General features: G+C 69.0%; 19 protein-coding genes and 4 pseudogenes. 11 read left to right on the top strand and 12 right to left on the bottom strand.

Features of this window, described 5'->3' with window-relative positions; translation table 11 throughout:
• The first annotated feature begins 365 nt into the window (after positions 1 to 365).
• The 4 genes from Q4V64_RS54170 to uppS all read left to right on the top strand — a co-directional run bounded on the left by Q4V64_RS54170 (position 366) and on the right by uppS (position 3,952).
• Entirely contained in the window at positions 366 to 905 is a 540-nt protein-coding gene (locus tag Q4V64_RS54170; protein WP_124445957.1) for a hypothetical protein, read from the top strand.
• A gap of 238 nt (positions 906 to 1,143) precedes the next feature.
• Complete coding sequence (locus Q4V64_RS54165; RefSeq protein WP_124445956.1) at positions 1,144 to 1,683, top strand: DUF6230 family protein; 540 nt, start codon at positions 1,144 to 1,146, stop codon at positions 1,681 to 1,683.
• Positions 1,674 to 2,159 carry a DUF6114 domain-containing protein gene (locus Q4V64_RS54160; RefSeq protein ID WP_253267617.1) on the top strand — a complete coding sequence of 162 codons (486 nt, stop codon included), beginning with the start codon at positions 1,674 to 1,676 and terminating at the stop codon, positions 2,157 to 2,159. Before Q4V64_RS54165 ends, Q4V64_RS54160 begins: the two co-directional genes overlap by 10 nt.
• Positions 2,144 to 3,952, top strand: coding sequence for a polyprenyl diphosphate synthase (uppS, locus tag Q4V64_RS55980; protein WP_253267616.1), 1,809 nt, complete (start codon positions 2,144 to 2,146; stop codon positions 3,950 to 3,952). Before Q4V64_RS54160 ends, uppS begins: the two co-directional genes overlap by 16 nt.
• Before the next feature lie 558 nt (positions 3,953 to 4,510).
• On the opposite strand, the gene Q4V64_RS54145 is transcribed toward uppS, so the two are convergent.
• Positions 4,511 to 5,821 carry an MFS transporter gene (locus Q4V64_RS54145; RefSeq protein WP_124445954.1) on the bottom strand — a complete coding sequence of 437 codons (1,311 nt, stop codon included), beginning with the start codon at positions 5,819 to 5,821 and terminating at the stop codon, positions 4,511 to 4,513.
• 45 nt (positions 5,822 to 5,866) lie between these two features.
• On the opposite strand from Q4V64_RS54145, the gene Q4V64_RS54140 reads away from it, so the two are divergent.
• Entirely contained in the window at positions 5,867 to 6,478 is a 612-nt protein-coding gene (locus Q4V64_RS54140) for a TetR/AcrR family transcriptional regulator (protein ID WP_124445953.1), read from the top strand.
• 25 nt (positions 6,479 to 6,503) lie between these two features.
• Here the strand turns inward: Q4V64_RS54140 and Q4V64_RS54135 are convergent, their stop codons facing one another.
• The 3 genes from Q4V64_RS54135 to Q4V64_RS54125 all read right to left on the bottom strand — a co-directional run bounded on the left by Q4V64_RS54135 (position 6,504) and on the right by Q4V64_RS54125 (position 8,412).
• The gene (locus tag Q4V64_RS54135) at positions 6,504 to 6,638 is read right to left on the bottom strand and encodes a hypothetical protein (protein ID WP_301184641.1); all 135 of its coding nucleotides are present in this window, start codon (positions 6,636 to 6,638) and stop codon (positions 6,504 to 6,506) included.
• Between the two features lie 335 nt (positions 6,639 to 6,973).
• On the bottom strand, positions 6,974 to 7,189 hold the full coding sequence (locus tag Q4V64_RS54130; RefSeq protein WP_303715373.1) for a hypothetical protein: 216 nt from the start codon (positions 7,187 to 7,189) through the stop codon (positions 6,974 to 6,976).
• Positions 7,186 to 8,412: an IS110 family transposase gene (locus Q4V64_RS54125; protein WP_303715952.1), complete on the bottom strand. Its 1,227-nt coding sequence runs from the start codon at positions 8,410 to 8,412 to the stop codon at positions 7,186 to 7,188. The genes Q4V64_RS54130 and Q4V64_RS54125 overlap by 4 nt, the downstream gene beginning before the upstream one ends.
• 587 nt (positions 8,413 to 8,999) lie before the next feature.
• Between Q4V64_RS54125 and Q4V64_RS54120 the strand changes: the two genes are divergently transcribed.
• Positions 9,000 to 10,076: an IS630 family transposase gene (locus Q4V64_RS54120; RefSeq protein WP_303708621.1), complete on the top strand. Its 1,077-nt coding sequence runs from the start codon at positions 9,000 to 9,002 to the stop codon at positions 10,074 to 10,076.
• A gap of 585 nt (positions 10,077 to 10,661) precedes the next feature.
• Here the strand turns inward: Q4V64_RS54120 and Q4V64_RS54115 are convergent.
• Together Q4V64_RS54115 and Q4V64_RS54110 are read right to left on the bottom strand one after the other, a co-directional pair.
• Positions 10,662 to 11,384, bottom strand: coding sequence for a hypothetical protein (locus Q4V64_RS54115; protein WP_148100398.1), 723 nt, complete (start codon positions 11,382 to 11,384; stop codon positions 10,662 to 10,664).
• A 26-nt stretch (positions 11,385 to 11,410) separates the two neighbouring features.
• A complete protein-coding gene (locus tag Q4V64_RS54110; protein ID WP_253267413.1) occupies positions 11,411 to 11,788 on the bottom strand; it encodes a hypothetical protein in 378 nt (125 codons plus the stop codon).
• A 152-nt stretch (positions 11,789 to 11,940) separates the two neighbouring features.
• Here Q4V64_RS54110 and Q4V64_RS55975 point away from each other — a divergent pair, with 152 nt between their 5' ends.
• Positions 11,941 to 12,246, top strand: a complete 306-nt coding sequence (locus Q4V64_RS55975; protein WP_348540834.1) for a hypothetical protein — start codon at positions 11,941 to 11,943, stop codon at positions 12,244 to 12,246.
• Positions 12,247 to 12,369: 123 nt separating this feature from the next.
• Here the strand turns inward: Q4V64_RS55975 and Q4V64_RS55970 are convergent.
• Positions 12,370 to 12,645, bottom strand: a pseudogene (locus tag Q4V64_RS55970) (ParA family protein); the annotation flags it as partial.
• Positions 12,646 to 13,228: 583 nt separating this feature from the next.
• On the opposite strand from Q4V64_RS55970, the gene Q4V64_RS54100 reads away from it, so the two are divergent.
• On the top strand, positions 13,229 to 13,753 hold the full coding sequence (locus Q4V64_RS54100; RefSeq protein WP_124444685.1) for a hypothetical protein: 525 nt from the start codon (positions 13,229 to 13,231) through the stop codon (positions 13,751 to 13,753).
• 44 nt (positions 13,754 to 13,797) lie between these two features.
• Here Q4V64_RS54100 and Q4V64_RS54095 read toward each other — a convergent pair whose 3' ends face one another.
• On the bottom strand, positions 13,798 to 14,679 hold the full coding sequence (locus Q4V64_RS54095) for a TetR/AcrR family transcriptional regulator (protein ID WP_253267414.1): 882 nt from the start codon (positions 14,677 to 14,679) through the stop codon (positions 13,798 to 13,800).
• Positions 14,680 to 14,784: 105 nt separating this feature from the next.
• Between Q4V64_RS54095 and Q4V64_RS54090 the strand changes: the two genes are divergently transcribed.
• Positions 14,785 to 16,959 carry an alpha-L-rhamnosidase C-terminal domain-containing protein gene (locus Q4V64_RS54090; protein ID WP_172629544.1) on the top strand — a complete coding sequence of 725 codons (2,175 nt, stop codon included), beginning with the start codon at positions 14,785 to 14,787 and terminating at the stop codon, positions 16,957 to 16,959.
• A 238-nt stretch (positions 16,960 to 17,197) separates the two neighbouring features.
• Here Q4V64_RS54090 and Q4V64_RS54085 read toward each other — a convergent pair.
• Positions 17,198 to 18,483: pseudogene (locus Q4V64_RS54085) on the bottom strand (IS256 family transposase); the annotation flags it as partial.
• A 306-nt stretch (positions 18,484 to 18,789) separates the two neighbouring features.
• On the opposite strand from Q4V64_RS54085, the gene Q4V64_RS54080 reads away from it, so the two are divergent.
• On the top strand, positions 18,790 to 21,204 hold the full coding sequence (locus Q4V64_RS54080) for an Orn/Lys/Arg decarboxylase N-terminal domain-containing protein (protein ID WP_124444688.1): 2,415 nt from the start codon (positions 18,790 to 18,792) through the stop codon (positions 21,202 to 21,204).
• On the opposite strand, the pseudogene Q4V64_RS55965 reads toward Q4V64_RS54080, so the two are convergent.
• Both Q4V64_RS55965 and Q4V64_RS54065 read right to left on the bottom strand, forming a co-directional pair.
• Positions 21,186 to 22,235 (bottom strand): annotated as a pseudogene (locus tag Q4V64_RS55965) (oligopeptide/dipeptide ABC transporter ATP-binding protein). The gene Q4V64_RS54080 and the pseudogene Q4V64_RS55965 sit on opposite strands and share 19 nt — an antisense overlap.
• Before the next feature lie 379 nt (positions 22,236 to 22,614).
• Complete coding sequence (locus Q4V64_RS54065) at positions 22,615 to 23,334, bottom strand: transposase family protein (protein WP_253267415.1); 720 nt, start codon at positions 23,332 to 23,334, stop codon at positions 22,615 to 22,617.
• 129 nt (positions 23,335 to 23,463) lie between these two features.
• Here Q4V64_RS54065 and Q4V64_RS54060 point away from each other — a divergent pair, with 129 nt between their 5' ends.
• A complete protein-coding gene (locus Q4V64_RS54060; protein WP_124444689.1) occupies positions 23,464 to 23,859 on the top strand; it encodes a GNAT family N-acetyltransferase in 396 nt (131 codons plus the stop codon).
• Between the two features lie 51 nt (positions 23,860 to 23,910).
• Here Q4V64_RS54060 and istB read toward each other — a convergent pair.
• Positions 23,911 to 24,704, bottom strand: a pseudogene (istB, locus tag Q4V64_RS54055) (IS21-like element helper ATPase IstB).
• Positions 24,705 to 24,723: the final 19 nt, after the last annotated feature.

Below are 24,723 nucleotides of genomic sequence, written 5' to 3'. Positions count from 1 at the left end.
ACCGCGTGCGACGTGTCTGGATCGAGTGAAAGAGGCTTTCCTTGGGCCTCCGGCGTCGTTGATCAGACATGGTGTCCACCGGCTATCCACGAAGCCACCCGGCAGGACTCAGGCGATTCCCGCGTCTGCATGCTTTGCTCCGTCATGCCACGGCCGTACAAGAGCAGGAGGACGCCCATCCCGGTGGTGTGGGCGCGCACATGATGTCGCGCCATTCGGAGCGCACCCTCGTGACCGTGCTGTTCACTGGTGCGTTGCTGGTGGTGTTTTTGACCGATCCCCGTTCGGGGCCCCTCGGGCAACTGGCTCTGGGAGCGGTTGTGGCCTGCTGGACGACGTTCGTTGCCTGGCATGAGAGTGCGTGGGTGCGCGTCCAGGTCCTGTGTGCCCTCAGCGTGGCCTGCACCGTCGAATGGGTGGGCACCCACCTGATGGGCTGGTGGGACTACCGGTTGGGCAACCTTCCCGGCTGGGTTCCCCCCGGCCACGCCAGCATCGCCCTGGTCTGCATCGTGCTCGCCCGGACCCCAGCTCCCCGCTGGCTGCATCACACCGCCTACGCGGGTGTGGCGGCATGGACGCTGTGGGGCCTGACGCTGGCAGAACGACCCGACTACAGCGGTGTCTTCGGCCTTCTCATCATCGCCGTGGTTCGCTATCACCCCGTCATGCGGCCGCGCATCCCATGGATCATTGCCGTGACCGTACCCACTGAGTTCGCCGGTACCTACTTCGCTGCTTACAGCTACCGGCCCCACGACGTCACCGGACTGCTCCTGCTCGCCAACCCGCCCTCCGGACTCCCCGGCGGCTACGTCCTGGTCGACTTCACGGCACTGCTGATGGCGGCCGTCGTACACCGGACCTGGCAACGCCGCCGACACTCAAAAAGCGCCACACCGTGATCACAGACGTCCCTCACGTGCAGTCTGCGGACACCGCTGACGGTGCGTACAAACCGCCGGTCAGGGCGCTGTGGTCAGCCCTCAGCTCAGCCGTGCGCCGCCCCAGAGGTGGTCGCTGGCGCAGTGGATGAAACGGCCGGTATAGCCCGTGTCGTGATCACCCTGGTGGCGTTGTCAGAACATGAACGGTGCGCACCGACACGTCAAGGAGAAACCGCCGCTCTTCCAGCGTCGGTGGATGCGATTTTGGCTGCTGATGGGGCCTGCGTCGGTGGCGGCCGGGGGTGTTCTGGCAGGGACGGCCACCGGGGCGTTGGCCGCGTCCGTGGCGGCGTCCGGGGAAGCGTTCAAGGTCTCCGCTGACCGCCTGACCGGTAGCGGCTTCACTGCCCTGCCCGGAATGAACGTCGATCCGAAGACCGGTGCCCGGCATCCCGTGGTGGTCGTGACGGCACGTGAGGCAGAGCTGTCGGACCTGTGCGTCAGCGTGCTCGTCAAGACTCCGGTGGGGCCGGTGACGGTCCTGATCGGCGCCGGGACTGAGGAGCCGGTGAAGGCGAGCGGGCTCGTCGTCGACAGCGACCAGCTGCACGGAGACATCCACTTCGGGGACGTGCTGGCCCGGGCGGAGGGCGGCTCCTCTGGCGGATTCATGGCCCAGACCGCGCGGGTCACGGTGCACCATCCCCGCTTCACCGGCTGGCAGGGCACGGCCGGCTCTTTCCACTTGAGTGGCCTGAGCATGCGGGTCAAGCCAGGAGACCACGAATGCTTCTGACCCGCCGTCCCAGTGCGTCGCCTGCCGGCCGAGTGCGCCGATGGATCAGGCAGCGTCCGCTGGCCGCCGCCGTCCTGGTGTCCGGCGCCGGCGCGGAGATGCTGGTGCTGCCGTTCCTCGGAACTCCTGCCGCCATCCTGCGCCCGGGGGTGGCCGACGCCGCCGGGCTGGGCGTCAGCCTGCCGCTGTTCCTCGCGGGCTTCGTGCTGCTGCGCTTTCCCCAGCTGCGCACCCTCGCCGGTGTCGCGGCCGCCGCCCTGGCCGTCCTGGCCCTGATCACCTGCAATCTCGGCGGACTGCTGATCGGCAGCGTGGCGGGGATGGTGGGCGGTTCGCTCGCCTTCGCCTGGACCCCGCCGCACGCGCCGCTCCCCCCGACCACAGCCGCAGCCGAGGACCGAGCAGCCCCCGCGCACCGCGGCCTGCCGCACCAGACCTCACATCAGAGGGAGACACCCCCGTGCCCAGCACCCTGACCCAGGCCGCCATCGACGACCCCGCACTGCGGGCCGCCTACACGCACTGCCGGCGCACCGCACGGCGGGAGGACCCTGTCGAGTACTCGATCATGCAGCTCATGCCGCCGGTGCTGCGTCCGGCCTGCTGGGCGATGTGGGCCGCCTTCAACGCCGCCGACGACGCCGCCGACACCGAGGCAGAAACGCACGCCGCCCGCGCGGCGCGGCTGAAGGCATGGACCGACGCCCTGGAGAGCGAACTGCCCGCCGGTCACAGCAACGACCCCATCCGCTCAGCCCTCATCGACACCATGCGCCGGTGGCGCCTGGACCTGGCCGACCTACAACTGTCCTTCACCACACTGGACGGGGACGCCCGCGGCCGCCGCCTGCAGACCTGGGACCAGTGGAGCACATGGGTTGGTGACCTCAACCTCTCCTGGGCCGCGCAGACCATGACCCTGCTCGCCCGCGCCGGGGTGCCGGTACCGCTGTGGCTGCGCCGCAAGGACGCCTACCAGCGCTACCTCGACGGCCTCTACCTCACCGACACCCTCACCGACCTCGCCCACGACCTCGCCCGCGACGACCTGATCCTGCCCGCCGAAGTCCTCGACCAGTTCCCGGCCGCTGCCGACCACTTGCAGGAGCGGCACTGGAGCCCTGCCGTCCAGGACCTGATCAGCCACCTGACGGCGCAGGCCCGCCGCTGGCTGGACCAGCCCGGCCTGACCGGCGCCCTCCATCCAGGCCCGGCCGAGATGCTGCGCACCGCCACCCGCCTCTTCCACGCCCGCCTCGACGCCGTCCAGGCAGCAGGTCCAGCACTGCTCTCACGCCCCGCAGTCCCCACGCCCCTGGTGCGGTCGCGCATCCTCGCCCCAGCACGTATCCGTGCCGCCTTCGCCTGGCGTTTGGCCCCCCTGCCTGCGGCGCCCCTCACCCCGAACTACGCGCCAGCCCTCCCCGCGCCCCGTCACCACCGCTCCTCGCACACGCCCCAGCCGGCGCCCGCACACCCCAGCGGTGCCCGCCCACCCGCCATTGCCGCCGGCCGCATGCCCCGGCACGTCGCCGTCATCATGGACGGCAACGGCCGCTGGGCCACCCAGCGCGGCCTGCCACGCCACGAAGGCCACCGCATCGGTGCGGATGCCGCCACGAGGGAGGTCATCTACGGGGCCGCGGAGATCGGCCTGTCCCACCTGAGCCTGTACGCGTTCTCCACCGAGAACTGGAAACGCGACACCCAGGAGATCACCTGCCTCTTCGAGAACCTCAGCGAGCAGCTACGCGACGACTTCGTCACCAGTGACTCCCTGGGCATGCGGATCCGGTGGGCCGGCCGTACCGACGGCCTGCCCGAGGACCTGGTCGAGGACCTCCTCCAGGCCGAGCAGGCCACCCGCCACCGCACCGGCCTCACCCTCACCCTCTGCGTCAACTACGGCGGCCGTGCCGAACTCACCCAGGCCGCCGCCCACCTCGCCCGCGCCGCCACCACCGGCGCCCTCAACCCCGACCACATGACCGAGGCCGACCTCGCACGCCACCTGCTCTGGCCCGACACCCCCGACGTCGACCTGCTCTGGCGCACCGGCGGCGAACGCCGCATCTCCAACTTCCTCCTCTGGCAGGCCGCCTACGCCGAAATCCACTTCACCGACACCTACTGGCCCGACGTCGACCGACGCGACCTGTGGCAGGCCATCACCGAATACAGCACCCGCCAACGCCGCCACGGCGCCGCACCCACCCCCGCACACGACCATCCCCGACCGAACATGCACCGCATCCAAGCCATGCGCTAACCCGCCGGACGACGACGGAAGGCGTCGATCGCGACGCGGACTGCCGGTGCCTGCGGCCATCGCGTGTGAAACCCGCTGGCGGGCGGGCGCCGGTGATACACCAGCTGCTCGGCTGCCTCGGCCACGTCCGGATGGGATAAGGGATGGGAGGTGACGTGGACGCTGCCGGAACCGATGCTGACCACCCCCGTGTCCGTGCCTGATCTGCGGCCTGGCTGTGCTGCGGAGCCGAAGTGGGACGGATTTCGGGCTCTCGTCTCCGTCGACGCGGGCCAAGGGGTGCTGCGCTCCAGACGCGGCACCGAAATGGCGGCCTCATTTCCGGAAGTCGTGGCCGGGGCCGTGCAGCTACCGCACGCGACCGCGCTGGATGGGGTTATGTGACCTGTCGGCCTGTCTCAGCCCGTTGATGTCTCATGTCGGACGCGGGGCCCGCTCCGGGCGATAGGCTCCCCAGAGAGCTGGTACTACGTACGCATTCGCCCCTGGTGGTATCCGCATGGATGGCCCGTTGCGCTGCACTGGGCCGACAAGGGTGCGCACCCCTCCCGATGCGGCTCATCGGTCACACTCCGGCTCAGTCGCTTGTGTATCTCCAGTGCGTCGTCGGACTGTATGAACCCTTGATCCCGTCGAGCCACGTGGTGTTGGAGTGTCGTTGCTCGCGGGACGCATGCTGATCAAGCTTGCGGCGAGTAGCAGAGCGCCCCCGATATAGAAGGGGGCGCGAAGCCCGAAGGAGTCGGCTTCAAGGCCCGCGAGAACAGCGCCGAGCGTGATTCCGGCGCCGATGACCATCTGGTAGGCCATGCCGACGCGCCCCAGTAAGTGAGCAGGGACGAGTGCCTGGCGGAGGGACACTGCGGTCACGTTCCATGCCAGGTTCGCCGCTCCGTAGGCAGCGATGCACGCGCCGGCGATGAGGCCCGAGGAGGCCGCGCCGGCAGCCACTGCGGTGCCTGCCGTGACGGCAGCCGCCAGCCGCAAAACTCGAGGGGTTCCGTAGCGGGCGCTCAGGCGAGGGGTCGCCATCGCTCCCGCTACGCCTCCGACCGCGAAGGAGGCGACCAACAGGGCGAATCCGAGACTGTTCAGGCCCAGGGTCTGCCGGGCGTAGAGCACCAGAATGGCGATGAGACCCCCACCTACGAAGTTCGTGATCCCAGACGTCAGGCAGAGGCGACGGAGCAACGGCTGCTGCCAGAGCCAGCGCACCCCCTGAGTCGTGTCGTCGAGCAACGTCCTCCAAGGGTTTGGTGTGGTTTGCGGCCGTGGACGGAAGTCGCCGCTCAGCGTCAGGGCCAGTACGGCAGCGGCCGCGAACGACACCGCATCGACGGCGAAGGGAAGCGTGGCGCAGACCCCGAAGAGCAACGCGCCGAGCGGGGTGCCGAGGAGGGTGTCGGTGATGAGAGAACCGGACTGCAGACGGGCGTTGGCGCGCGTCAGGTCCGGGGAGGCAACCAGCGTCGGCACGATGCCTGACCAGGCTCCGTTGTAGAGGGTCTGCCCAAGCCCAAGAAGGAAACCGGTGCCGGCCAGCAGAAGCACCGTCATCGCGTGCACTGCCACCGCGACGGCGAGCACCCCGACGATCACGGCTCGGACAGCGTCGACGACCCACAGGATGCGGCGGCGGTCGAAGCGGTCCGCTATGGCGCCCGAGAGGAGGCCGAACAGCAGCAGGGGCAGCTGTTCGGCCACATAGACGAAGGTGACCTGACGAGGATCGGAGGTGAGCTGAGCCGCAAGCAGCGGCAAAGCGACGAAACGCATCCCGTCGCCGAGGCTGGAGACGGTCACCGAGGCCCAGACGCGCTGGAAATTCGGCCCGAGCTTCGTGCGCGTGATGCCTCTGGATAAAAACATGAACTAGACTCTGGTTCGGGTTTTAGGGAGGTGTCAAGGAGTTCGATGGCCGAGATGCACGAGCCGCAGCAGCAACGCAGTCGAGAGAAGGTCGCCCGCATCCTTGAGGCGACAGCTTCTCTGCTGGAGACGACCTCCTACGACGATCTGGGCACCAAGCTGATCGCGGCCGAGGCCGGAGTGTCGGTCGGCGTGCTGTACCGGTACTTCGCTGACAAAGAGGCGATCGTCGCCTCCCTGGTGCGCAGTTGGCTTCAGCTGGATGTGCAGATCGCCGAGCGCGTCACGAGCGAGCCTCTGCCCGAACGCTCGCAGGACCTGTTGGACAAGCTGATCACTGCCTACGCCGACCGCTTCCGCAAAGAGCCCGGCTACCGTCGGATCTGGTACCACGGACCGCGCATCGCGTCATTGCGAGCCGACACCCAGCAGACCGATCGGGAGATCGCTGACCGGATTCACCGGGCCCTCGTCCGCGGGTATGCGATGCCGGACACCGACGAATCACGTCGCCGGGGTCGGCTCGCTGTCGAGGTCGGAAGCAACCTCCTCGGCCTCGCCTTCCGCGACGACCCCATGGGGGACACCGAGATCCTTGCCGACGCAGCACTCATGATGGATCGCTACCTCTTCGCCCCACCAACCAGCTCGGATTGAGCCCAGTCACGGCACCGCCGGTTTGTCACCGGAGCGACGTGAGCGAACCATCGGCCTGGCCGAGGTGCTCGCGCAGGGCGGCATTTTCCGCTTCGAGTTCGGCGTTGCGCAGGCTGAGGGCCTGGATGCGGTTGGCGTAGGCGGCAACGGTGGCGCGCATCTCCCGCTGCTCGGCCGCATGCTCGGAGCGCAGAGCACGATCGGCTCGCTTGAGACGGGTGATCTCGGCGGTGAGGGTGTCTCCTGCGAGCGAGGTGTGTCCGGTGCCTGCAGAAGGCTGGTGATGGTCTTGGCCAGGGGCGAGCGGTAGTAGGTGGCACGAGAAATGCCATCCTCAATGCATAGGGCGGTCACGGTGAAAACGCCGTTGGTGCGCTCGGGACTTCCGGACATGATCCGCTCGAAGGCGTGCACGATGGCCTGGTCGACGCCCGGCCGTACGGGAATGCCGGCGTGTTCCAGGGCGTGCCGCAGCCGCAGTGCCGCGGGGTCATTTCATGCGTCGGGGCTTCCGGTGGCGGTGAGTTCTGCGATGGCGTGGTCGAGTTCGGCGATGTGGGTGGTCAGCGCGGCGGTCTGGAGGCGGGACAGCCCCGCCGGGGCGTCGAGCGGGCGCTGGGCCTGGGCGCGGGCGGTGGTCAGACGGGGCAGGTGGACGCCGGAGCGGCGGGCATTGGGACAGGTCAGACACCCCATGTCGTTGGGGGTCAAGTGGCAGGGGTGTGGGCGTGGTGTGACCAGGCGGTCGCTTCGTCGTAGAGGGTTCGGGTCTTGAGGCATCCGTGGAGGATGCCGACGAGGCGGTTGCCGAGTTGGCGCAGGGCCGGGTTGTAACCGGCTTCGCGGGCGCGTTGCTTGTCGTAGTAGCGACGGGCGCCGGGTGATGCCCGCAGGGCGGAGAACGCCTGGGTCTGCAGCGCGTCGGCGAGGCGGTTGTTGCGGACGTAGCGGGCCTGGACGGTGTGGCTCTTGCCGGAAGCCCGGGTGATCGGGCTGGTGCCGGCGTAGTTCTTGCGGGCCTTCGCGGACGCGTAGCGGGTGGGGTCGTCCCCGAACTCGGCGAGCACCCGGGCGCCGGTGATCTCCGCGATGCCGGGCATCGAGAGGTAGATCTCAGCGTCCGGGTGCTTCAGAAAATGGGCCTTCACCTGCCCTTCCAGGTCGGTTATCTGCTCGTTCAGCGCGATCAGCAGCTTCGCGTGGGCGGTGGCGGTGGCCGCGTAGGCGGCGGTGACCGGCTCGGGCAGGCCGAGTTGCCTCTCGCGCAGCGCGGTGATGATCGTGGCTGCCTTCGCGTCCCGGTTGTGCCGGCGGGCGCGGGCCAGGACGGCGGTGATCTGGGTGCGGGTCAGCTTTGCCCCGGCCGCCGGGGTGGGGGCCTTGATCAGCAGTTCTAGCGCGTCCGTGCTGGTCAGCGTGAGATCCGCGTAGGCGTGCAGGGCGGCGGGGAAGTACTCGCGCAGCGTGCTGCGCAGCCGCTGGAACGTGCGGGTGCGTTCCCAGATCAAGGTCTGGTGGGCGCGGGCGACGACCTTGACGGCCTGGGCCTGCTCGCTGTCCCCGGCCACCGGACGCAGCTGGTCCCGGTCGATGCGGACCATGTCGGCCAGCGCGTGCGCGTCGCCCTTGTCGCTCTTGGCACCGGAGGAGCCGTACCGCTCCTTGAACCGGGCGGCCTGCCGGGGGTTGATGGCATAGACCCGGTAGCCGGAGGCGATCAGCGCCTGCACCCACGAACCACGGTCGGTCTCGATCCCGATCACCACCCCGGCCGGATCAAGGTCCTCGCCGCCGTGCCTCGCAACGAGCTCGTGCAGCTTCGCGATCCCCTCCACGCCCTCGGACAGCCTCGCCACGGCCAGTTTCCGGCCCGCCTCGTCCTGGACCTCGACATCATGGTGGTCTTCGGCCCAGTCATCGCCGATCAGCAGCAACTCACCCTCCCAGTCCGGTACTTCGCTCCGTGCAGCCCGCGGAAGGCGCGGCACGCGGCCTAATGGATCCAGTGCTCACGCCCCACTGCCCGGCGGGCACGCCACCCCATCAACGGTCTGGCCTTCCGGCCCACCAGCAGGGGCACGGTCTGACCTCAGAAGTCGGATGCTTCCGGCGGCGTGAGTGCTCACCCACTGGCGGCTACAGCACCGAGTCTCTACGACCCGACAGTTCCCATTAGGCCCTGCGGACATACACCGGCATGAGTTTATCTACGATGAGGAAGCCCGCATGAGTAATTCGGAGAAGCCCGCTACAGCCCCCGAGCTCGAGTCGCGGAGCGTGCAGGTTGAGCCCGCGGAGGAGATGCGTGCTGGAGGGATCGCTGTGGCTCCGGGACTCGAATCCCAAAACCCACCGAAGAGTTGATGCTCCCAGGAGTTGATCGTGAGTACCGTAATTCGACGGATCGTAGACGGCGGCAACCGACACGGAGAATTCTGGCAGCCCGTCAGTGAGGCTTTCACAACTAGTGTCGTGTGAATGAAGTCCTTGGACGATGAACTGGGGTGCGGTTGAATGGCGTATGCCTGTCGCCCTGCCGTTGGCCGTGTCCGATGCGGACCGTAAGGTTCTGCGTTCGTGGGTCCGCTCGCCGTCGTCCCCGTCGGGGCTGGTGACGCGGGCCCGGATCGTGCTCCTTGCCTCGGAAGGCACTTCGAACACCGAGATCGCGCGGCGGCTTGAGCTCTCCCGGCAGACGGTGGTGACCTGGCGCGGCCGGTACCGCTCGGCCGGCCTGTCCGGGCTGGAGGACCGGCCTCGCTCGGGCCGGCCCGGCACCGTGGACGAGGCCGAAGTGGTGGTGCGGACCCTGGAGGGCCCGCCGGAAAAACTTGGCGTGACCCACTGGTCCTCCCGGCTGCTCGCCGCCGAACTGCGCCTGTCCAACGTCGCGGTGGCCAAGGTGTGGCGCAAGTGGAAGATCCAGCCCTGGCGGAGCGAGACGTTCAAGTTCTCCACCGACCCGGAACTGGAGGCCAAGGTCCGCGACGTGGTCGGGCTGTACCTGGCCCCGCCGGAGAAGGCGGTGGTGGTCTGCGTCGATGAGAAGTCGCAGATCCAGGCGCTGGACCGGACCGCCCCGATGCTGCCGGTCCGGCCGGGCCTGGCGGAGCGGCGCACCCACGACTACGTCCGCCACGGCACCACCACCTTGTTCGCCGCCCTGGACGTCGCCACCGGGAAGATCACCGCCGACGCCTGCTACGACCGGCACCGCAACGACGAGTTCCTGCGCTTCCTCAAGCAGGTCGCCAAGGCCCACCCGAGGGTGAAGCTGCACGTGGTCGCCGACAACTACGCCACCCACAAGCACCCCCGCGTGAAGGCGTGGCTGGCGAAGAACCCGCGGATCACCCTGCACTTCACCCCGACCTCCTGCTCGTGGCTGAACCTGGTGGAAATCTTCTTCGGCATCATCACGCGCCAGGCCATACGCCGCGGCACCTTCACCTCGGTCGCCGACCTCACCGACGCCATCCGCCGCTACATCGACGCCTACAACGACCGCTGCCAGCCGTTCACCTGGACCAAGACCGCTGACGAAATCCTCGAACACGCCACACCCAAACGTCCAAGAACTTCATTCACACGACACTAGGTCCAGCAGCGTCGTCGCCTCAATCTGCGAGGTGGCCCTTGATATTAGTGGACCAATCCCGCGGCCAGGGGATGCGGTGATGCGTGTACTGAACGTCGTCCCGAGCGACCGCCACCGTGACCTGCGGATTTCCATTGGGTGGCCCACCGATTTGCCTTTCAGGATAACGCTCCTTATCAGCAACGACTGACAGGCCGATCCGCCCGGCGGCAGCGTCGTGACACTTCTCAGCTTCGTGGAGACGCTGGGTGCTCCGAGTGAGATCTCTGTCTCCGACGACCAGTGCTGTCGCAGTGGCGAACTCGCCTTCTACCGCTGCTTCTCGCCCCGTTCGGTGCCGCTGTCCGAGCTGGTGCGCGTGGACCCTGATGCTCTCGTGGGATGGGGGTCCTCCAGAACTCTCATTCATGATCCCGGAATGGAGAATTAAGGGCCCATCTTCCACTGGCCATTTCATTAGCCAGCGGCAGCTGCGGTCTGTGGAATCAACTGTCACGCTGGTGACGAAGCGTGTACGTACGTGAACTACGGGGACCGCCCACATCTACTGAAGGATCACTACGGCCGTATCTTCTCTCAACCCTTTCAGTCCCTATCCTCGTCGTCCGCGGCCCGGGCGGCGAGGTACTCGGCCCAGTCGCGTCTGGCGTAGGCGACCCAGCGGAGCGCGGTGTGGCGGTGCATCCCGGTCACGTCGGCGAGGATCGGGCTGGGGAGATCAGCAGCGAGGGCGGCCAGCGCCGCGTTGCGCGCGGTGCGAACCGGGATGCCGTGCCGATTGAGTTTCTGGGTCATGCCGTGCGTCGAAATCGGCTTGCCCGGGACCATGCCCGGGAAGAGCCACCGAGGACCTGGGCGGACTCGCGAGAGCTGCGGCCGTTGCTTGGGCTGTTCGGCGAGACGCCGAAGGAGTTCGGCGAGTCGTGGAGGCAGCAGCACCGGGTGGCGGCCCAGGACCAAGTGGGCGTGCTTGTCACCGAGCTTGAGGTGCTCAGGCGTCAGATGGCAAAGACGTTCGGTGGACGGGCCGAACAGCAGAGTTATCGCGCCGGCGGCCCGGACGTCCGCAGGTAGGGCATCGTCGATCAGGCAGCGCTGGAGGAGCGGCCACCGATCGTCCTCGTCGAGGAAGTTCTGGGGCTCCTGCCTCGGGATGGAGGGGACGGTCAGTTCATGTGTGAGCCGACGGCTCGCGGTCCATTTCAGGAAGTATCGGACCAGGTAACGACGTTGGCTGGTGGCTCCGGTGATCCAGTCGTCGATGTGCTCCTGGGCGAGGTCGGCGAGAGCCAAGCCGCGTTGATCCATCCAGGCTAGAAAGTCCAGGGCGACCCTCACTCGGCGCCGCAGGTCACGGTCGGCGGAGGCGGGATGGCGGCGAGCGGCGGCCCGCTGGCGTGCTCGCCGAAGCAGGAACCAGTGCAGGAACGGGCGGGTGAGGTTGGCGTGCGCGGCCGGCTTGTCCGCGAGCTCGTGTCCAGCCAGCCGGGGATGCGTTCGATGTCCTCCTTCCGGTCGCCCAAGATGCCGGTGTGGACGAGGAGTTGACGGATGTAGCGCTGGTTCCGGTCGGGCGGGAGCTCGTCCAGCAGCTCGTGGGTGAACTCACGACCTTCGGCCGGATCGGCAGCCGGGAAACTCTGAGCGGGTGGAGAGGGGTACTTGGCAGAATTCGGGGTGTGGGAATAGCACAGCAGACATCGCGGCAGCACCTCGTATCCCAGGTGCTCAAAGAGTTCACGGGGCCCGAGCCGAAAGGCAGTAGCCGGCAGCTGCTCCCGGCGGACACGATGGTCTCGTTGGCCGCGCGGCCGGCGCGGAGGTCCCAGAAACGCGGATTGTTGGCGGCGGCCATCTCCAGCTCGTGCACGAGCCGGCCATGGCTGCGGGCGTCCTGGCCCACGGCTTCGGAGTACCGAACGATCGCGTCGAACAGATAGCCGTCTGCTTGGAGTTCTTCGGCCACCCACTGGCGGGCGTTGCGGTGGATCTGTTTGGATGCACTGCCGCTGCCGAAAAGGACCAACCCAAGGAGGCCAGGTCCGGATTGACGGTGCGTCGCACCAACTGGAACTGGCGGGAGATAGAGCCCAATCCGTCGTTGATGCTGGCCTTGTCCGACCGGGTGGGCGCGATCATCCAGCGGGCGGCGGACAGTGCCAGTTGCTGAAGCGGCGGGTTCTCGGGGGCGCTGTCGAGCACCACCAGGTCGTAGTGGTGGGCGATCGGGGCGAGGCAGACGGCGAGGGCGAGTGCCTGCCGGTGCTGCTGCATGCGGAAGGTCGCGGCCAGCATGTCGGTGGGCGGCGCCGACTTCCGCGCCGCCCACCACGACGTCCAGGTTCGGGCGCACGCCCTGCACGGGGACAAACGGCGAGCCGGTGCGCAGGGATTCGTAGAAGGCGGCCCCGTCGTCGTCCACGCTGCTCTGGCGGTATCCGAGGTCACGACCGACGTTGCCCTGCCCGTTGACGTCGACCAGCAGCACGCGGGCGCCATCGGCGGCGACCAGGCCCGCGAAGTTGGAGGCCAGTGTCGTCTTGCCGACTCCGCCCTTCCCGTTGGCGATGACGTACGTCCGTCTGAGCGCTTCAGAGACACCGCACTCCGGCGAAACCGGACGTTCCCCGCTCTGAGCGACAAGTGGTGTCAGCTCCCAGGTTCTGGCTCAACTTCCGTGACGGACGCACGGTGAGTGACGGCTGGCACTGACCGTGGCTCCAGGAAGTCGCCTGAAAATGATCAGTCCCCGTCACGGTGTGGCTGACAGTTCAGGGCCGTGGAAGAGACGACGCTCCGGCTGGAGGAGCTGCTGTTCCCGTCGATCGCGGATATAGCGGTGCTGTCCGTGGACGTGAACAGCGAGGCGGTACGGATCGACGCACGCAGTACGACGGCCGGGGCGGAGTGTCCCGACTGCGGGAGGCGGTCGGACCGACCGCATAGCTCCTACGTGCGGTTCCCTGCCGACGTGCCGAGCGCGGGGCGGCGGGTGGTCCTCTGCGGGTTCGTAGGTTCTTCTGTGCGACGTCTACGCCGTCCTCTCCGAGCGGTAGGCCGTCAGCTCTCGGCCATGGGAATGCGCTGGCAGTACCCGCGGGCCGCCACGGGCGGCTGCCTACGGACGTGCGGTCGGTTGTCATAATTCCGCTGTGGTGGACAACAGTTGGTGGATCGGTCTCATCACCGGCGGGACGGCGGTGGTCGCGAGTTGGGTCACCGGCCGGGGCGCGACCAGATCCGCGCGGGTGCAGGCTGAGGTCACGGCGCATGCGGCCCAGGCCGCGGAGGTACGGACCCGGCGGCGCGACGCCTACCGGGAGATGAGTGCGGCGGTGCACGGACTGTCGGAGGTGCTGTGGCGCGTGGAGGAGGCCGACGCCGCCCCGGATGGCCAGCCGCGGGCCGACGTCATCGCGGAGATTCAGACTGCCGCCCGGGCGGCGCTCAACGAGGTGACCAGAGCCAGCCGAGAGGTCATGCTGGAGGGGCCGACGCCGGTCGCCGAAACCGCCAGGACGCTGCGCCGGGCGGCGATCATCACGAACAGCCTGCTCGGACGACTGGTGTCTGGTAGCGAGGAGCAGCGCAGCCAGTACGACGCCGCATACCGGGACTTCCGCCGGGAGCACCTGAGGTTCCTGGAACTTGCCCGGGGGGCACTGGAGGTGGGCTAGGGCCTCTTGCCAAGGTGCTGGTCACAGCCACACGAAAGATCAAGCTAACGGTAGGGGGCCGCGCGTCGGGCGCGGTAGGCGCGTTGACGGCAAGCGTCGGTGCAGTAGGTCCGGGGACGGCCGGCGGGAGCGGAGCGGGGGACCGGGGCGCCACACTGCGGGCAGGTGATTTCGTTACGCTGTGATGTTTCGTAACGGCGCTTGGGCTGGTTCCGGACGAACGCCTCGACGCTGTCCAGCACGCGTTGGAGGCCGAACCCGAAGCCACGGTCGCGGGGGTGGTTGAGAGCGCCCGCGGCGCGGAGGCTCGCCAGCAGCGGGTAGCGGGCGGGGATGAGGGCGGCGTCCCAGATGTGGGCGCGGGCGGCCCACCACTGTTCGTCAGTGATGCCGGAGTGACGCTCGGCGGCGGCCGCGTCGACGGAGTCGCGGGCCGCGCCGCGAACATAGGCGTCGACCAGATCGAACACGTCGACCAGCGCGGCCGGGGGCAGGCCGGTCGCGGTGAGCACACGCAGGACGGACTCGTACCAGGCGAAGCCGTTGGGCCCCAGGGCTGGACGCCCGGCCGGAATACGCAGGATCCAGGGATGACGGTGGTAGAAGCCCCAGTCGGCGCGGGCGGACAGCTCCAGCCTGGTCCGCCAGCCGCCCGGCGGCGCGTCCGCCAGGGGGATCTCGGCCATCACCATGTCCGTCATGAGGTCGAGCAGTTCGGCCTTGCCGGGCACGTACCGGTAGAGCGACATCGTAGTGCAGCCGAGCTGTTCGGCGATCCGGCGCATGGACACGACGGCCAGCCCTTCGGCGTCGGCGATCCCCACGGCGGTGCGCACGATCTGCTCCAGGGTGAAGGCCGGCCGGCGGCCCCGGCTCGGGCGCTCGCCCACGCCCCAGAGGAGCTCCAGACCGCGCACGGCGCTCATGTCCCCGCTGTGGCCTGTGTGGCCTGATTCCATCCCACCCCACCCCGTCAGAGGTTGCCCCTCACTCAGCGTATGCGTACAGCATAAACAATGAAAACGAACCGAATGACTCGATCGACCGTGGTCCTGGCCTGCCTCGCCGCCACCCTCTCCGGGACTCTCGCCGCCGGACATCAGGACCGGGCCGTGGCCCTCTCCCGGGAACCGGTCAATCTGGACCCGGCGTGGCGGCAGCAGGTGCTGGGCGTCCCCGGCACCTTCGTACCGCCCGAGTCCGTGACGGCCGAAGGCAACGACGGCACGGTCACCGGCGCCGACGGGGTGTTACAGGAGGGCGGCGCGGCGGCGGCCCTCACCACGACCGCACCGCGCGGCGCACGGCTCGTGCTCGACCTCGGTGTACTGGCCGGCGGATACGTCGAGTTGGGCGTCAGGCGGGCGTCGGGCGCCCCGGTCAGAGCGTCGTACGCGGAAGCCCGCCAGTACCTCACCCCGGACGGGGACGCCGATCCCGACCCCGACGGCTACTTCCACAAGGGCAGGACCCTGGGCACCGACGACGACCCCGACGGACGGGCAGACGTCTACGCCCCACCGAGCGCACCCACCGTGCTGCGCAGCCCCGGCCTGCGCGGCTCCCAGCGCTACATCGCGATCACGCTGGACGGGCCCGGTTCACTCACCCTCGACTTCGTACGGGTGCGGCAGACCACTTTCCCGGGTGCGTACGACGGGCACTTCCTCTCCAGCGACCCGGTGCTCAACCGGGCCTGGTACGCGAGCGCGTACGGCGTGGATCTGTCGACGGCCCGCGGGCCCCGTACCGCCACGGGGCAGGCCCCGCCCTGGGTCGTCATGGACGGCCCCAAGCGGGACCGCACCGTCTACGCGGGCGACGTCCAGCTCGTGGCCCTGGGCGCGTACCAGCAGGGCGCCGCGTACCGCCGCATTCTGCGCGACACCATCAACCTGTTCGCCTGCCAGCAGCTTCCCGACGGCACGCTTCCGGTGACCAGCCGGATCGACGTGCCCTGCGAGCCCGGCGCCCCCGGCCCCCCGGACGGATCGCCGGCAGGGTTCGAACCGCCGGCCCTGGCCGCGGAGGTCAGGCTCGACAGCTTCACCGCCCTGTGGGTCGTCAGCGTGGCCGACTACCTGCGCTTCACCGGAGACCGCCAGTTCGTGCGCTCGCTGCTGCCCGTCGCGCGCCGCGCCGTACGCTTCTTCGACGCACGCGCCTCGGACACCGACGGCGGGCTGTTCAGGACTGCCGACTACGGCGGACTGCCCGCCCAGAACTGGCACACCCCGGACCGGGCCGCCGGAGTCGACGCCACCACCAACGCCGCGTACTACGCGGCGCTGCGCTCGCTCGCCCGCCTCGAACGGTCGGTGGCGGGTGACCGGGGTGCCGCGACGGCGCTCGACCGCCGGGCGGACCACGTCCGCACCGCCCTGCTCACCAGGATGTGGGACCCGGAAGCCGGGGCCATGACGCTCAACGCCGACGACCCGCGTGGTGACCACACGGCCGACTCAAACGCCGCCGCCCTCGTCTTCGGGGTACTCGACCCCGAGCAGGCCCGCCACGCCACCGCATACCTGGACACGCACCTCAGCGGCCCGTACGGCACGCTCACCACCCGGCACGCCGACAACCCGTACATGACGCGGTACATCTCCCCCTACGTGATGGGGCAGGAGAGCCTGGGCCGGTTCCGGTACGGCGACGGGGCCGGAGCGCTCCGGGTGATCCGCAGTGCGTGGGGCCACATGATCCGCAACGGGCCCGGGACTCCATGGGAGGAGGTCGGCGCCGACGGGAACCCGACCGTGCCCCGGCCTGGCACCTCTCTGACATGGGGCGGCCATGTCGGCATGGCCCATGCCTGGAGCACCGCGGTGCCCGCGCTGTCGATGGGCGTGCTCGGTGTCCGGCCTCTCGGCGACGGCTACCGCACGTGGGCGGTGGAGCCCGACCCGGTCGACTTGCGCTGGGCACAGGGCGACGTCCCGGTGCCGGCGGGCGAGATCTCCGTGCGGTGGCGGCGTGGAGCGGGGGACGACTCGTTCGCCCTCACGGTCAGGGCACCGAAAGGTACGACGGGCCGGGTCGCGATTCCCCTCCTCGGCGCGGACCGGACCATCGCCATCAACGGCCGGGTCGCCTGGCTGGACGGCCGCCCGTCGGGGGATGCGGGCCGCGGTGCCCACCAGGTGGGCGACACGGTCGTCTTCGAGGCAGTGAGCGGGACCCGCACCTTCGCCTGGGCGAGGTAGGACCAGTAGTGGCCGAACCCATCAGCCCTGTCCGGCGTTTTCACGGGGAGTGAAACCGGCGACTTCGCGTCATGGCCTGTCGCGCGTTCCTTGGCGGGCCAGGGCGCGAAGTCACTCCGTGCTGTGAACGACCGCGTAATTGGGCTCCGTCGGGGAGTGTGCCCTGAACAGGGACTGTCAAACGATTGGTGTGACTGCGGTAGTTGAGGTTACTGACGGGCCGCCGACAGGGGCCGTCGAAGGTGATATCGAAAGCGTTCAGTGCAGTCTTCCAGCGCATGGTCCAGCGGGCCTGCCCCTTGCCTGTGGGATCGAGGGACATGATCGCCATGTAGACGCACTTCAGGGCGGCCTGCTCGTTGGGGAAGTGTCCTCGGGCCTTGACTCAAGGACCGCCCGGCGGATGCGGGCGTTGACGGACTCGATCGCGTTCATCGTGCAGACGATGCGGCGGATTTCGGTGTCGAACCGCAGGAACGGGGTGAACTCCTCCCAGGCGTTTTCCCACAGTTTCGCGATCGCCGGATACTTCCGGCCCCAGGCGTCGGCGAACTCGTCGAACCGGTCCAGGGCGGCCTCTTCGGTGGGGGCGGTGTAGACCGGCTTGAGAGGCTTGGCGATCTTGTCCCAGTCCTGGCGGGCGGCATAGCGGAAGGAGTTCCGCAGCAGATGCACCACGCAGATCTGCACGATCGTCCTGGGCCAGACGGTCTCCACCGCCTCGGGCAGGCCCTTGAGCCCGTCGCAGACCAGCATGAGCACGTCGCTCACCCCGCGGTTCTTGATCTCGGTGAGGATGTGCAGCCAGTGCTTGGCGCCCTCGCCGCCGTCGCCGGCCCACAGCCCCAGGATCTCCCGCCGGCCCTCGACAGTGACCGCCAGGGCCACGTAAATGGGCCTGTTGGCCACCGCCCCGTCACGGATCTTCACGTGGATGGCGTCAATGAAGATCACGGGATAGACGGCGTCGAGCGGTCGGTTCTGCCATTCGGCCATGCCGTCGAGAACCTTGTCGGTGATCGTGGAGATGGTCTGCCGGGACACCTCGGCTCCATAGACCTCGGCAAGGTGGGCCTGGACCTCACCGGTCGTCAGGCCCTTCGCCGCGAGCGAGATGACCATCTCGTCCACACCGGACAATCGCTTCTGCCGCTTCTTGACGATCCTCGGCTCGAAGCTGCCTTCCCGGTCGCGGGGCACGGCTATCTCGACCGGGCCGACGTCGGTGAGCACGGTCTTGGCGCGGGTGCCGTTACGGGAGTTGCCGCCGTTCTTGCCGGCCGGATCGTGCTTGTCATAGCCGGGATGGTCGGTGATCTCACCCTCGAGAGCGGACTCCAGGAGCCGCTTCGTCAGCTGCTGGAGCAGCCCGCCCTCGCCGGTCAGCTGAAGGCCCTCGGCCTGAGCCCGGCCCACCAGCTCGTCAATCAGCCGGTCGTCCACAAACTTCGCCGACGCCGCCTCAGACGGCTCGCCGGGTTCAACCTCGGTCACGTTGTCGATGGTCATCGATGCATCTTCCATGATCGGGAGTTACACCGAACGTTTTACAGTCCCGATCCCGGAGCTGGCCCGACCCAGCGGCCCCGCTGTGTCGGGCCAGGCCGCCCTCGGCATCGAGGAGGCGACCGGGCGCCTGAGGCGACCGCGACACGGCAGCACAACGCACCGACCGGTCGGCCCGGCCATCAGCGCTGACCGGCAACCCGGGTCAAGGCGCGTATGGCGCATTCCGTCGTCGGGGTGGTTTACCGCTGTGATGTCCGTCGTCCCCGGTGTGCCGTGCGGACACTGGCCGGGGGCGGCACACGCCGCCGGGGAGGGGACGGCATGGCCGACAGCAGGATTCTGGTCGCGGTACGCGAGCACCCCAAGGACGAGGGCGCAGGCGTCGAGCAGCTGGTGAAGATCCGTGAGGCGATCGAGTTAGCGGGGTTCGGGACCCGCTGGGCGGTCAGCGCGGCCGACGCCGACGCGGTGCTGCGCACCGAGGCCGGCCTGGCCGCCGCGTTGGTGGCCTGGGACCTTCCGCCCGGTCCCGGGGCGGACGGTGAGCCGGGCGGTGCGGCGGTCCTGCGCCGGATCGGCCGCCGCTTCCAGGACCTGCCCGTGTTCCTGGTCATGACGGACGACGAGGGCATGCAGAACCTGCCACTGTGGGTGTCGGAGTCGGTGGTGGGCTACGTCTGGCCGCTGGAGGACACCCCGGCGTTCATCGCGGGCCGGATCACCACCGCTGCCCGCAGCTACCGGGAAGCCGTCCTGCCACCGTTCTTCCTGGCGCTGCGCCGCTTCGACGACGCGCACGAGTATTCGTGGCACACCCCTGCCCACTCCGGCGGCGTCGCCTTCCTCAAGTCGCCCGTGGGCCGGGCGTTCCACGACTACTTCGGGGAGCGGCTGCTGCGCAGCGACCTGTCGATCTCGGTCGAAGAGCTCGGGTCGCTGTTCGAGCACACCGGCCCAATCGGCGAGGCCGAGCGCAACGCCGCCCGGGTCTTCGGCTCCGACCTCACCTACTTCGTCCTGCACGGCGACTCCACCTGCAACCGCTTGGTCGGCCACTTCAGCGTCACCCGCGACGAGATCGCGCTGGTGGACCGCAACTGCCACAAGTCGGTCCTTCAGGGCCTGGTCGTCTCCGGCGCCCGGCCGGTGTACCTGATCCCCACCCGCAACGGCTACGGTCTCGCCGGGCCACTGCCCCCGTCCGAGACCGAGGCGGACTCGGTGGCAGCCCGGATCGCCACGAACCCGCTGGCCCAGGGTGCCCTCCCGACCGCAGCCCAGTACGCCGTCTTCACCAACTCCACCTACGACGGCCTGTGTTATGACGCCGTGGCGGCGGCCCGGGCATTCGCCTCCAGCACACCCAGGCTCCACTTCGACGAAGCGTGGTTCGCCTACGCCCGCTTCCATCCCCTCTACGCCGGCCGCTACGGCATGTCGGTGGGCCCGGAGACCTTCCCCGGCCCCGAACGCCCCACTGTCTTCGCGACCCAGTCCACCCACAAGCTCCTCGCCGCGCTGTCGCAGAGCGCCATGGTGCACGTCCGGCCCGCGCCCCGGGCCCCGGTCGAGCACGACCGGTTCAACGAGGCGCTGATGATGCACGGCACCACGTCCCCGCTGTATCCGATGATCGCCTCACTGGACGTGGCCACCGCGATGATGGACGGGCCGCAGGGCCAGTGGCTGGTCGACGAGGCGGTGACCGAGGCGATCCGCTTCCGCCAGGAGATGGTGCGCATCCGGCGGCGCATCGAGGCCGCCGGGGACCGGCCGCCGTGGTTCTTCGGGGTGTGGCAGCCCGAGACGGTGACCGACCCGGAAAGCGGCACACGCCTGCCCTTCGACGAGGCCCCGGCCGACCTGCTGCGCACCGAGCCCTCCTGCTGGCACCTCGAACCGGGAGCGGACTGGCACGGCTTCCCCGGGCTGACCGACGGCTACTGCATGCTGGATCCGATCAAGGTCACCCTGACCTGCCCGGGGGTCACCGCCACCGGCGACATGGCCGACTGGGGCATCCCGGCCCGGGTGCTCACCGCCTACCTGGGCACCCGGGGCATCGTGGTGGAGAAGACGGACAGCTACACCACGCTGGTGCTGTTCTCCATGGGCATCACCAAGGGCAAGTGGGGCACCCTGCTGGACGCCCTGATGGACTTCAAGGCGCTCTACGACGGTGACGCCCCGCTCGACCGCGTCCTACCCGCCCTCGTCGCCGAGCACCCGAGGCGCTACTCCGGCCGGACCCTGCGCGAACTGTGCCAGGAGATGCACGACCATCTGCGCTCGGTCCGCCTGGTGGAGCTGCTGGACACCGCCTTCCAGCAACTGCCGGAGCCAGTCTCCCCGCCCCAACTGTGCTACCAGCGCCTGGTCCGCGGCGGCACCGAGCGGGTGCGGCTGGCCGAGGCGCCCGGCCGGGTGGCGGCCGCCATGGTCACCGTCACCCCTCCCGGCATCCCCGTGCTGATGCCCGGCGAGAGCGCCGGCGACAAGGACGGCCCGCTGCTGCGTTACCTCAGCGCGCTGGAGTCCTTCGACCGCCGCTTCCCCGGCTTCCGCAGCGAGACCCACGGGGTGACCCTCGACCCCGACACCGGCGACTACCTGATCGAGTGTCTGCGCCTGGAGTCCGACGACGACGCGAGCGACTCAGGCGCTCGCAGGCTCTCCGCTCCGGCCCAGCGGCGCGCCCCCGGAGCCTCAGGGAGCCGTCAGCCGACGAGCGGGTAATGGCAGGCGGTGTGCCGGCCGGACGGCGTCCGGACGAGGCGCGGACGTTCCAGCGCGCAGCGCTCACGCGCGTACGGGCAGCGGGTGTGGAACGCGCAGCCGGCCGGCTTGGCCACCGGGTTGGGTACCTCGCCGGTGAGGACGATGCGTTCCCGGGGCCGGGGCCCCGGGCCGCCGTCCGCCGTCGTGGTGCCGTCGTCGATGTCCGGTACCGCGGACAGCAGCGTCTGGGTGTACGGGTGGGCGGGGGCGCCGTACAGCTCCTCCGTCTCGGCGAGTTCGACGATCTCGCCCAGGTACATGACGGCGATCCGGTCGGACACATGGCGGACCACGCCGAGGTCGTGGGGCGATGAACACGTAGGTGAGCCCGAACTCCTCCTGGAGATCGGCGAACAGGTTCAGCACCTGCGCCTGGATCGACATGTCGAGGGCGGACACCGGTTCGTCGGCGACGATCAGCTCGGGGTTCGTGGCCAGGGCCCTCGCGATGCCGATGCGCTGGCGCTGGCCGCCGGAGAACTCGTGCGGGTACCGGTCCAGGTGCGCCGAGGCCAGCCCGACGACGTCGAACAGCGCGGCGACCCGCCGCCGGACCGCGGCCGCGCCCCCGTAGCCGTGCACGAGCAGCGGCTCGGCCACGATGTCCCCGGCACGGCGGCGCGGGTTGAGGGAGGCCTGCGGGTCCTGGAAGACCAGCTGCATGCCGGGACGGACGCGCCGTAGGCGCCGGGCGGACAGCGCGGTGATGTCCTGCCCGTCGAACTCGACCCGGCCGCCCGTGAGGTCGGTGAGCCGCACCAGACAGCGGCCGAGGGTCGACTTGCCGCAGCCGGACTCGCCGACGATGCCGAGCGTCTCCCGCGCCGCACCTCCAGGGAGACCCCGTCCACGGCGCGCAGCACCCTGCGGTGCCGGGTGAGGGAATCCCGGCGCAGGGCGTAGTGCTTGACGACGTCCTCGGCACGCAGCAGCACGTCGGTGCCGAGGCGCGCCTCGTCGTCCACTGCCACGATGTGATGCGCTGTCACGGCGCCGCCTCCCTGTCCGCGTTGTCCGTCCGGTCCGCCATGGGGACGGCGTCGGAGCCCGCCCGTGCCGTGGCGTGGTCGGCCGTGGTCTCGCTGCTCATTGTCGTCCCTGCCGTGATGTGGTCGGCGGCGATCCCGCCGTCCTGGACCAGTCGGAAGGAAGCGGGAAGTGGGAGTGCCGTCCGACTTCACAGCGGACTCCTACGCCGAGGTCCTCGCTTACCTCTCCTGACCTCACCGAGTCCGTGCCAGGCAGCGGCTGTCCCAGATGAAGACCATGCCCGGCTACAGCATCACCAGCCATAACGTGCACCGCCACTTCCCCAAGGACTGAAACCATGGTCACCGAACCGCGACCGCTCTACACCACCAAGCCCGCCTACACCTTCGCAGTGCAGTTGGCGGCAGCCGGACACGTGCAGGCATGGCCCGCCTGGACTGCGGCTTCCCGGCGAGCGCTGTCCGCCTCATCCTGGAGTGCGCACACCCGGCCGGACTGCTGGACTGTGAAGGAGACGGGCCCTGGCGTACGCGGCGTGGACGTCGAGTGGGATCGTCCTGCCACGCCTGAAGCGGGGTCCTGCCCCGCAGCGGTTCGGGGCGGTGCTCGGTGTTCCACCAACCGTGTCCAGTCCAGCAGCCGGGCGGTGAAGTCCTCGAAGCTGAGCAGCACCTCGTCCTTCGGCCGGGAGGGGCGTTTGCCGGGGCGGGGCTGGCGGGCGTAGCCGGGCAGCGCGGCCAGCAGCATCGGCTCCACCGCCCGGTTCAGGCCCTCGACCGTGCCCTTGAGGTGCGGGGTGCCGGCGGGCAGGTCCTCCACGGTGACGTCCGGGAGATCGAGCGCTGCGGTCACCGTCCTGGACAGGAAATCCTTGCCCCGGTCCACCCGCACCTTTTGAGGCAGGCCGCCGAACGGACCGTAAGGGTCCTCGCGCAGCACCGCGGAACGCAGCGCGGCCAGCACCGACTCCCGCGACGGATGCACCGGCGTGACCGCGACGCCGGTGATGCCGTTGGTGGCGCAGTCGGTGAACCACGTGATCCACGGCCTGCGGGGCTTGCCGTCGACATTGGCTTCGTTCGTTTGTTGCGACAGCACTTGTCGATGAGTTTGGGCAGCACTTACCGATCTTCGGCGCGTTCTTTGGTCAGCAGTTTTGACGGCAGCCGAGAGTGAGTGTGTCGGCCCGCTCTGTAGTCCGGCTCTGGTGGTCGCTAGGTTCGGATCATGACGATCACGTATGAGTGGCGGGGCCACGTCGACAACTCAGCTCTCAACAAGCTGCATGCCGAAGGGTTCGATCATCCGGTCGAGCAGACGGACTGGTGTGCAAGGCTTCAACGTCACAGCCTCGGCTGGGTCTGCGCCTGGGAAGGTGATCGGTTGGTCGGCTTCGTTAACGTCGCCTGGGACGGCGGCGTCCATGCGTTCGTCCTGGACACGGTCGTAGCTCAGCGCAAGCGTTCGAACGGGGTGGGAGCCGCGCTGGTCAAGGCAGCTGCTGAGGGATGCCGTGCTGCGGGGTGTGAGTGGTTGCATGTCGACTTCGAAGAGCACTTGCGATCGTTCTACTTCGGTGCCTGCGGCTTTAGAGAGACGGCGGCAGGACTGTTCGCCCTGTGACCCTGGCCTCCCGGCCCTGGGGACGTGTCCAGAGGCCGGGAGGGAAGATCTTCAGCTGGCGACGTGCTCTTCGGCTCGGGCCCGGGTGCTGGCGAGGCGGTAGGAGTCGGTGCTGGTCTCGATGATCGTGCCGTTGAAGGTGAGGCGGTCGACGATGGCCGCGCAGAGGCGGGGATCGGTGAAGGTCTTGGTCCAGCCGCCGAAGGACTCCTTTGACGCGATGGCGACGCTGTTCTTCTCCTCCCGCTCAGTCAGCACCTGGAACAGGAGCTCGGCGCCGTGGCGGTCGAGTTCCATGTAGCCGAGTTCGTCGATGCAGAGGAGGTCGACGCGGCCGTAGCGGGCGATGGTCTTGTTGAGCTGCTTTTCGTCGGCGGCCTCGACCAGCTCGTTGACCAGCTTCGTTGCGAGCGTGTAGCGGACGCGGTAGCCCTTCATGGCCGCCTCGGTGCCCAGGGCGATGAGCATGTGGGACTTGCCGGTGCCGGAGTCCCCGATCAGGCAGAGCGCCTGGCTCTTCTTGATCCACTCGCAGCTGGCGAGGTGTGGACGGTGGCCGCGTCGATGTTCGGGTTGGCGTCGAAGTCGAAGGCCCGAAGTGACTTCTCCCGTGGGAAACCGGCTGCTTTGATGCGTCGTTCCGAGCGGCGGCGTGCCCGGTCGTCGCACTCGGTCATCAGCAGTTCGGCGAGGAAGCCCCGGTAGGTCATCTGGTCCTTGACAGCCCTGTCGGCGATGTCGTTGAACTCGTTGCGGATCGAGGGCAGCCGCAGCAGGCGGCAGGCGGTGTCGATCGCGGCGTCGGCGGCCTGCTCGGTCAAGCCTCGCTGGCGGGGCAGGGTCACTGGGCTTCTCCCTCATGGT

This window comes from Streptomyces sp. NL15-2K (assembly GCF_030551255.1).
Lineage (GTDB): Bacteria > Actinomycetota > Actinomycetes > Streptomycetales > Streptomycetaceae > Streptomyces.
Note: the sequence above shows the minus strand (reverse complement) of the source record. Positions and strands in the feature narration are given on the sequence as shown.

Bases quoted from the DNA above. Each gene is read 5' to 3' on its own strand.
- Q4V64_RS54165 (WP_124445956.1), top strand. From the start codon at position 1,144: ATGCGATTTTGGCTGCTGATGGGGCCTGCGTCGGTGGCGGCCGGGGGT.
- Q4V64_RS54160 (WP_253267617.1), top strand. From the start codon at position 1,674: ATGCTTCTGACCCGCCGTCCCAGTGCGTCGCCTGCCGGCCGAGTGCGC.
- Q4V64_RS54145 (WP_124445954.1), bottom strand. From the start codon at position 5,821: ATGTTTTTATCCAGAGGCATCACGCGCACGAAGCTCGGGCCGAATTTC.
- Q4V64_RS54140 (WP_124445953.1), top strand. From the start codon at position 5,867: ATGGCCGAGATGCACGAGCCGCAGCAGCAACGCAGTCGAGAGAAGGTC.
- Q4V64_RS54135 (WP_301184641.1), bottom strand. From the start codon at position 6,638: ATGCGCGCCACCGTTGCCGCCTACGCCAACCGCATCCAGGCCCTCAGC.
- Q4V64_RS54120 (WP_303708621.1), top strand. From the start codon at position 9,000: ATGCCTGTCGCCCTGCCGTTGGCCGTGTCCGATGCGGACCGTAAGGTT.
- Q4V64_RS54115 (WP_148100398.1), bottom strand. From the start codon at position 11,384: ATGGATCAACGCGGCTTGGCTCTCGCCGACCTCGCCCAGGAGCACATC.
- Q4V64_RS54095 (WP_253267414.1), bottom strand. From the start codon at position 14,679: ATGAGCGCCGTGCGCGGTCTGGAGCTCCTCTGGGGCGTGGGCGAGCGC.
- Q4V64_RS54090 (WP_172629544.1), top strand. From the start codon at position 14,785: ATGACTCGATCGACCGTGGTCCTGGCCTGCCTCGCCGCCACCCTCTCC.
- Q4V64_RS54080 (WP_124444688.1), top strand. From the start codon at position 18,790: ATGGCCGACAGCAGGATTCTGGTCGCGGTACGCGAGCACCCCAAGGAC.
- Q4V64_RS54060 (WP_124444689.1), top strand. From the start codon at position 23,464: ATGACGATCACGTATGAGTGGCGGGGCCACGTCGACAACTCAGCTCTC.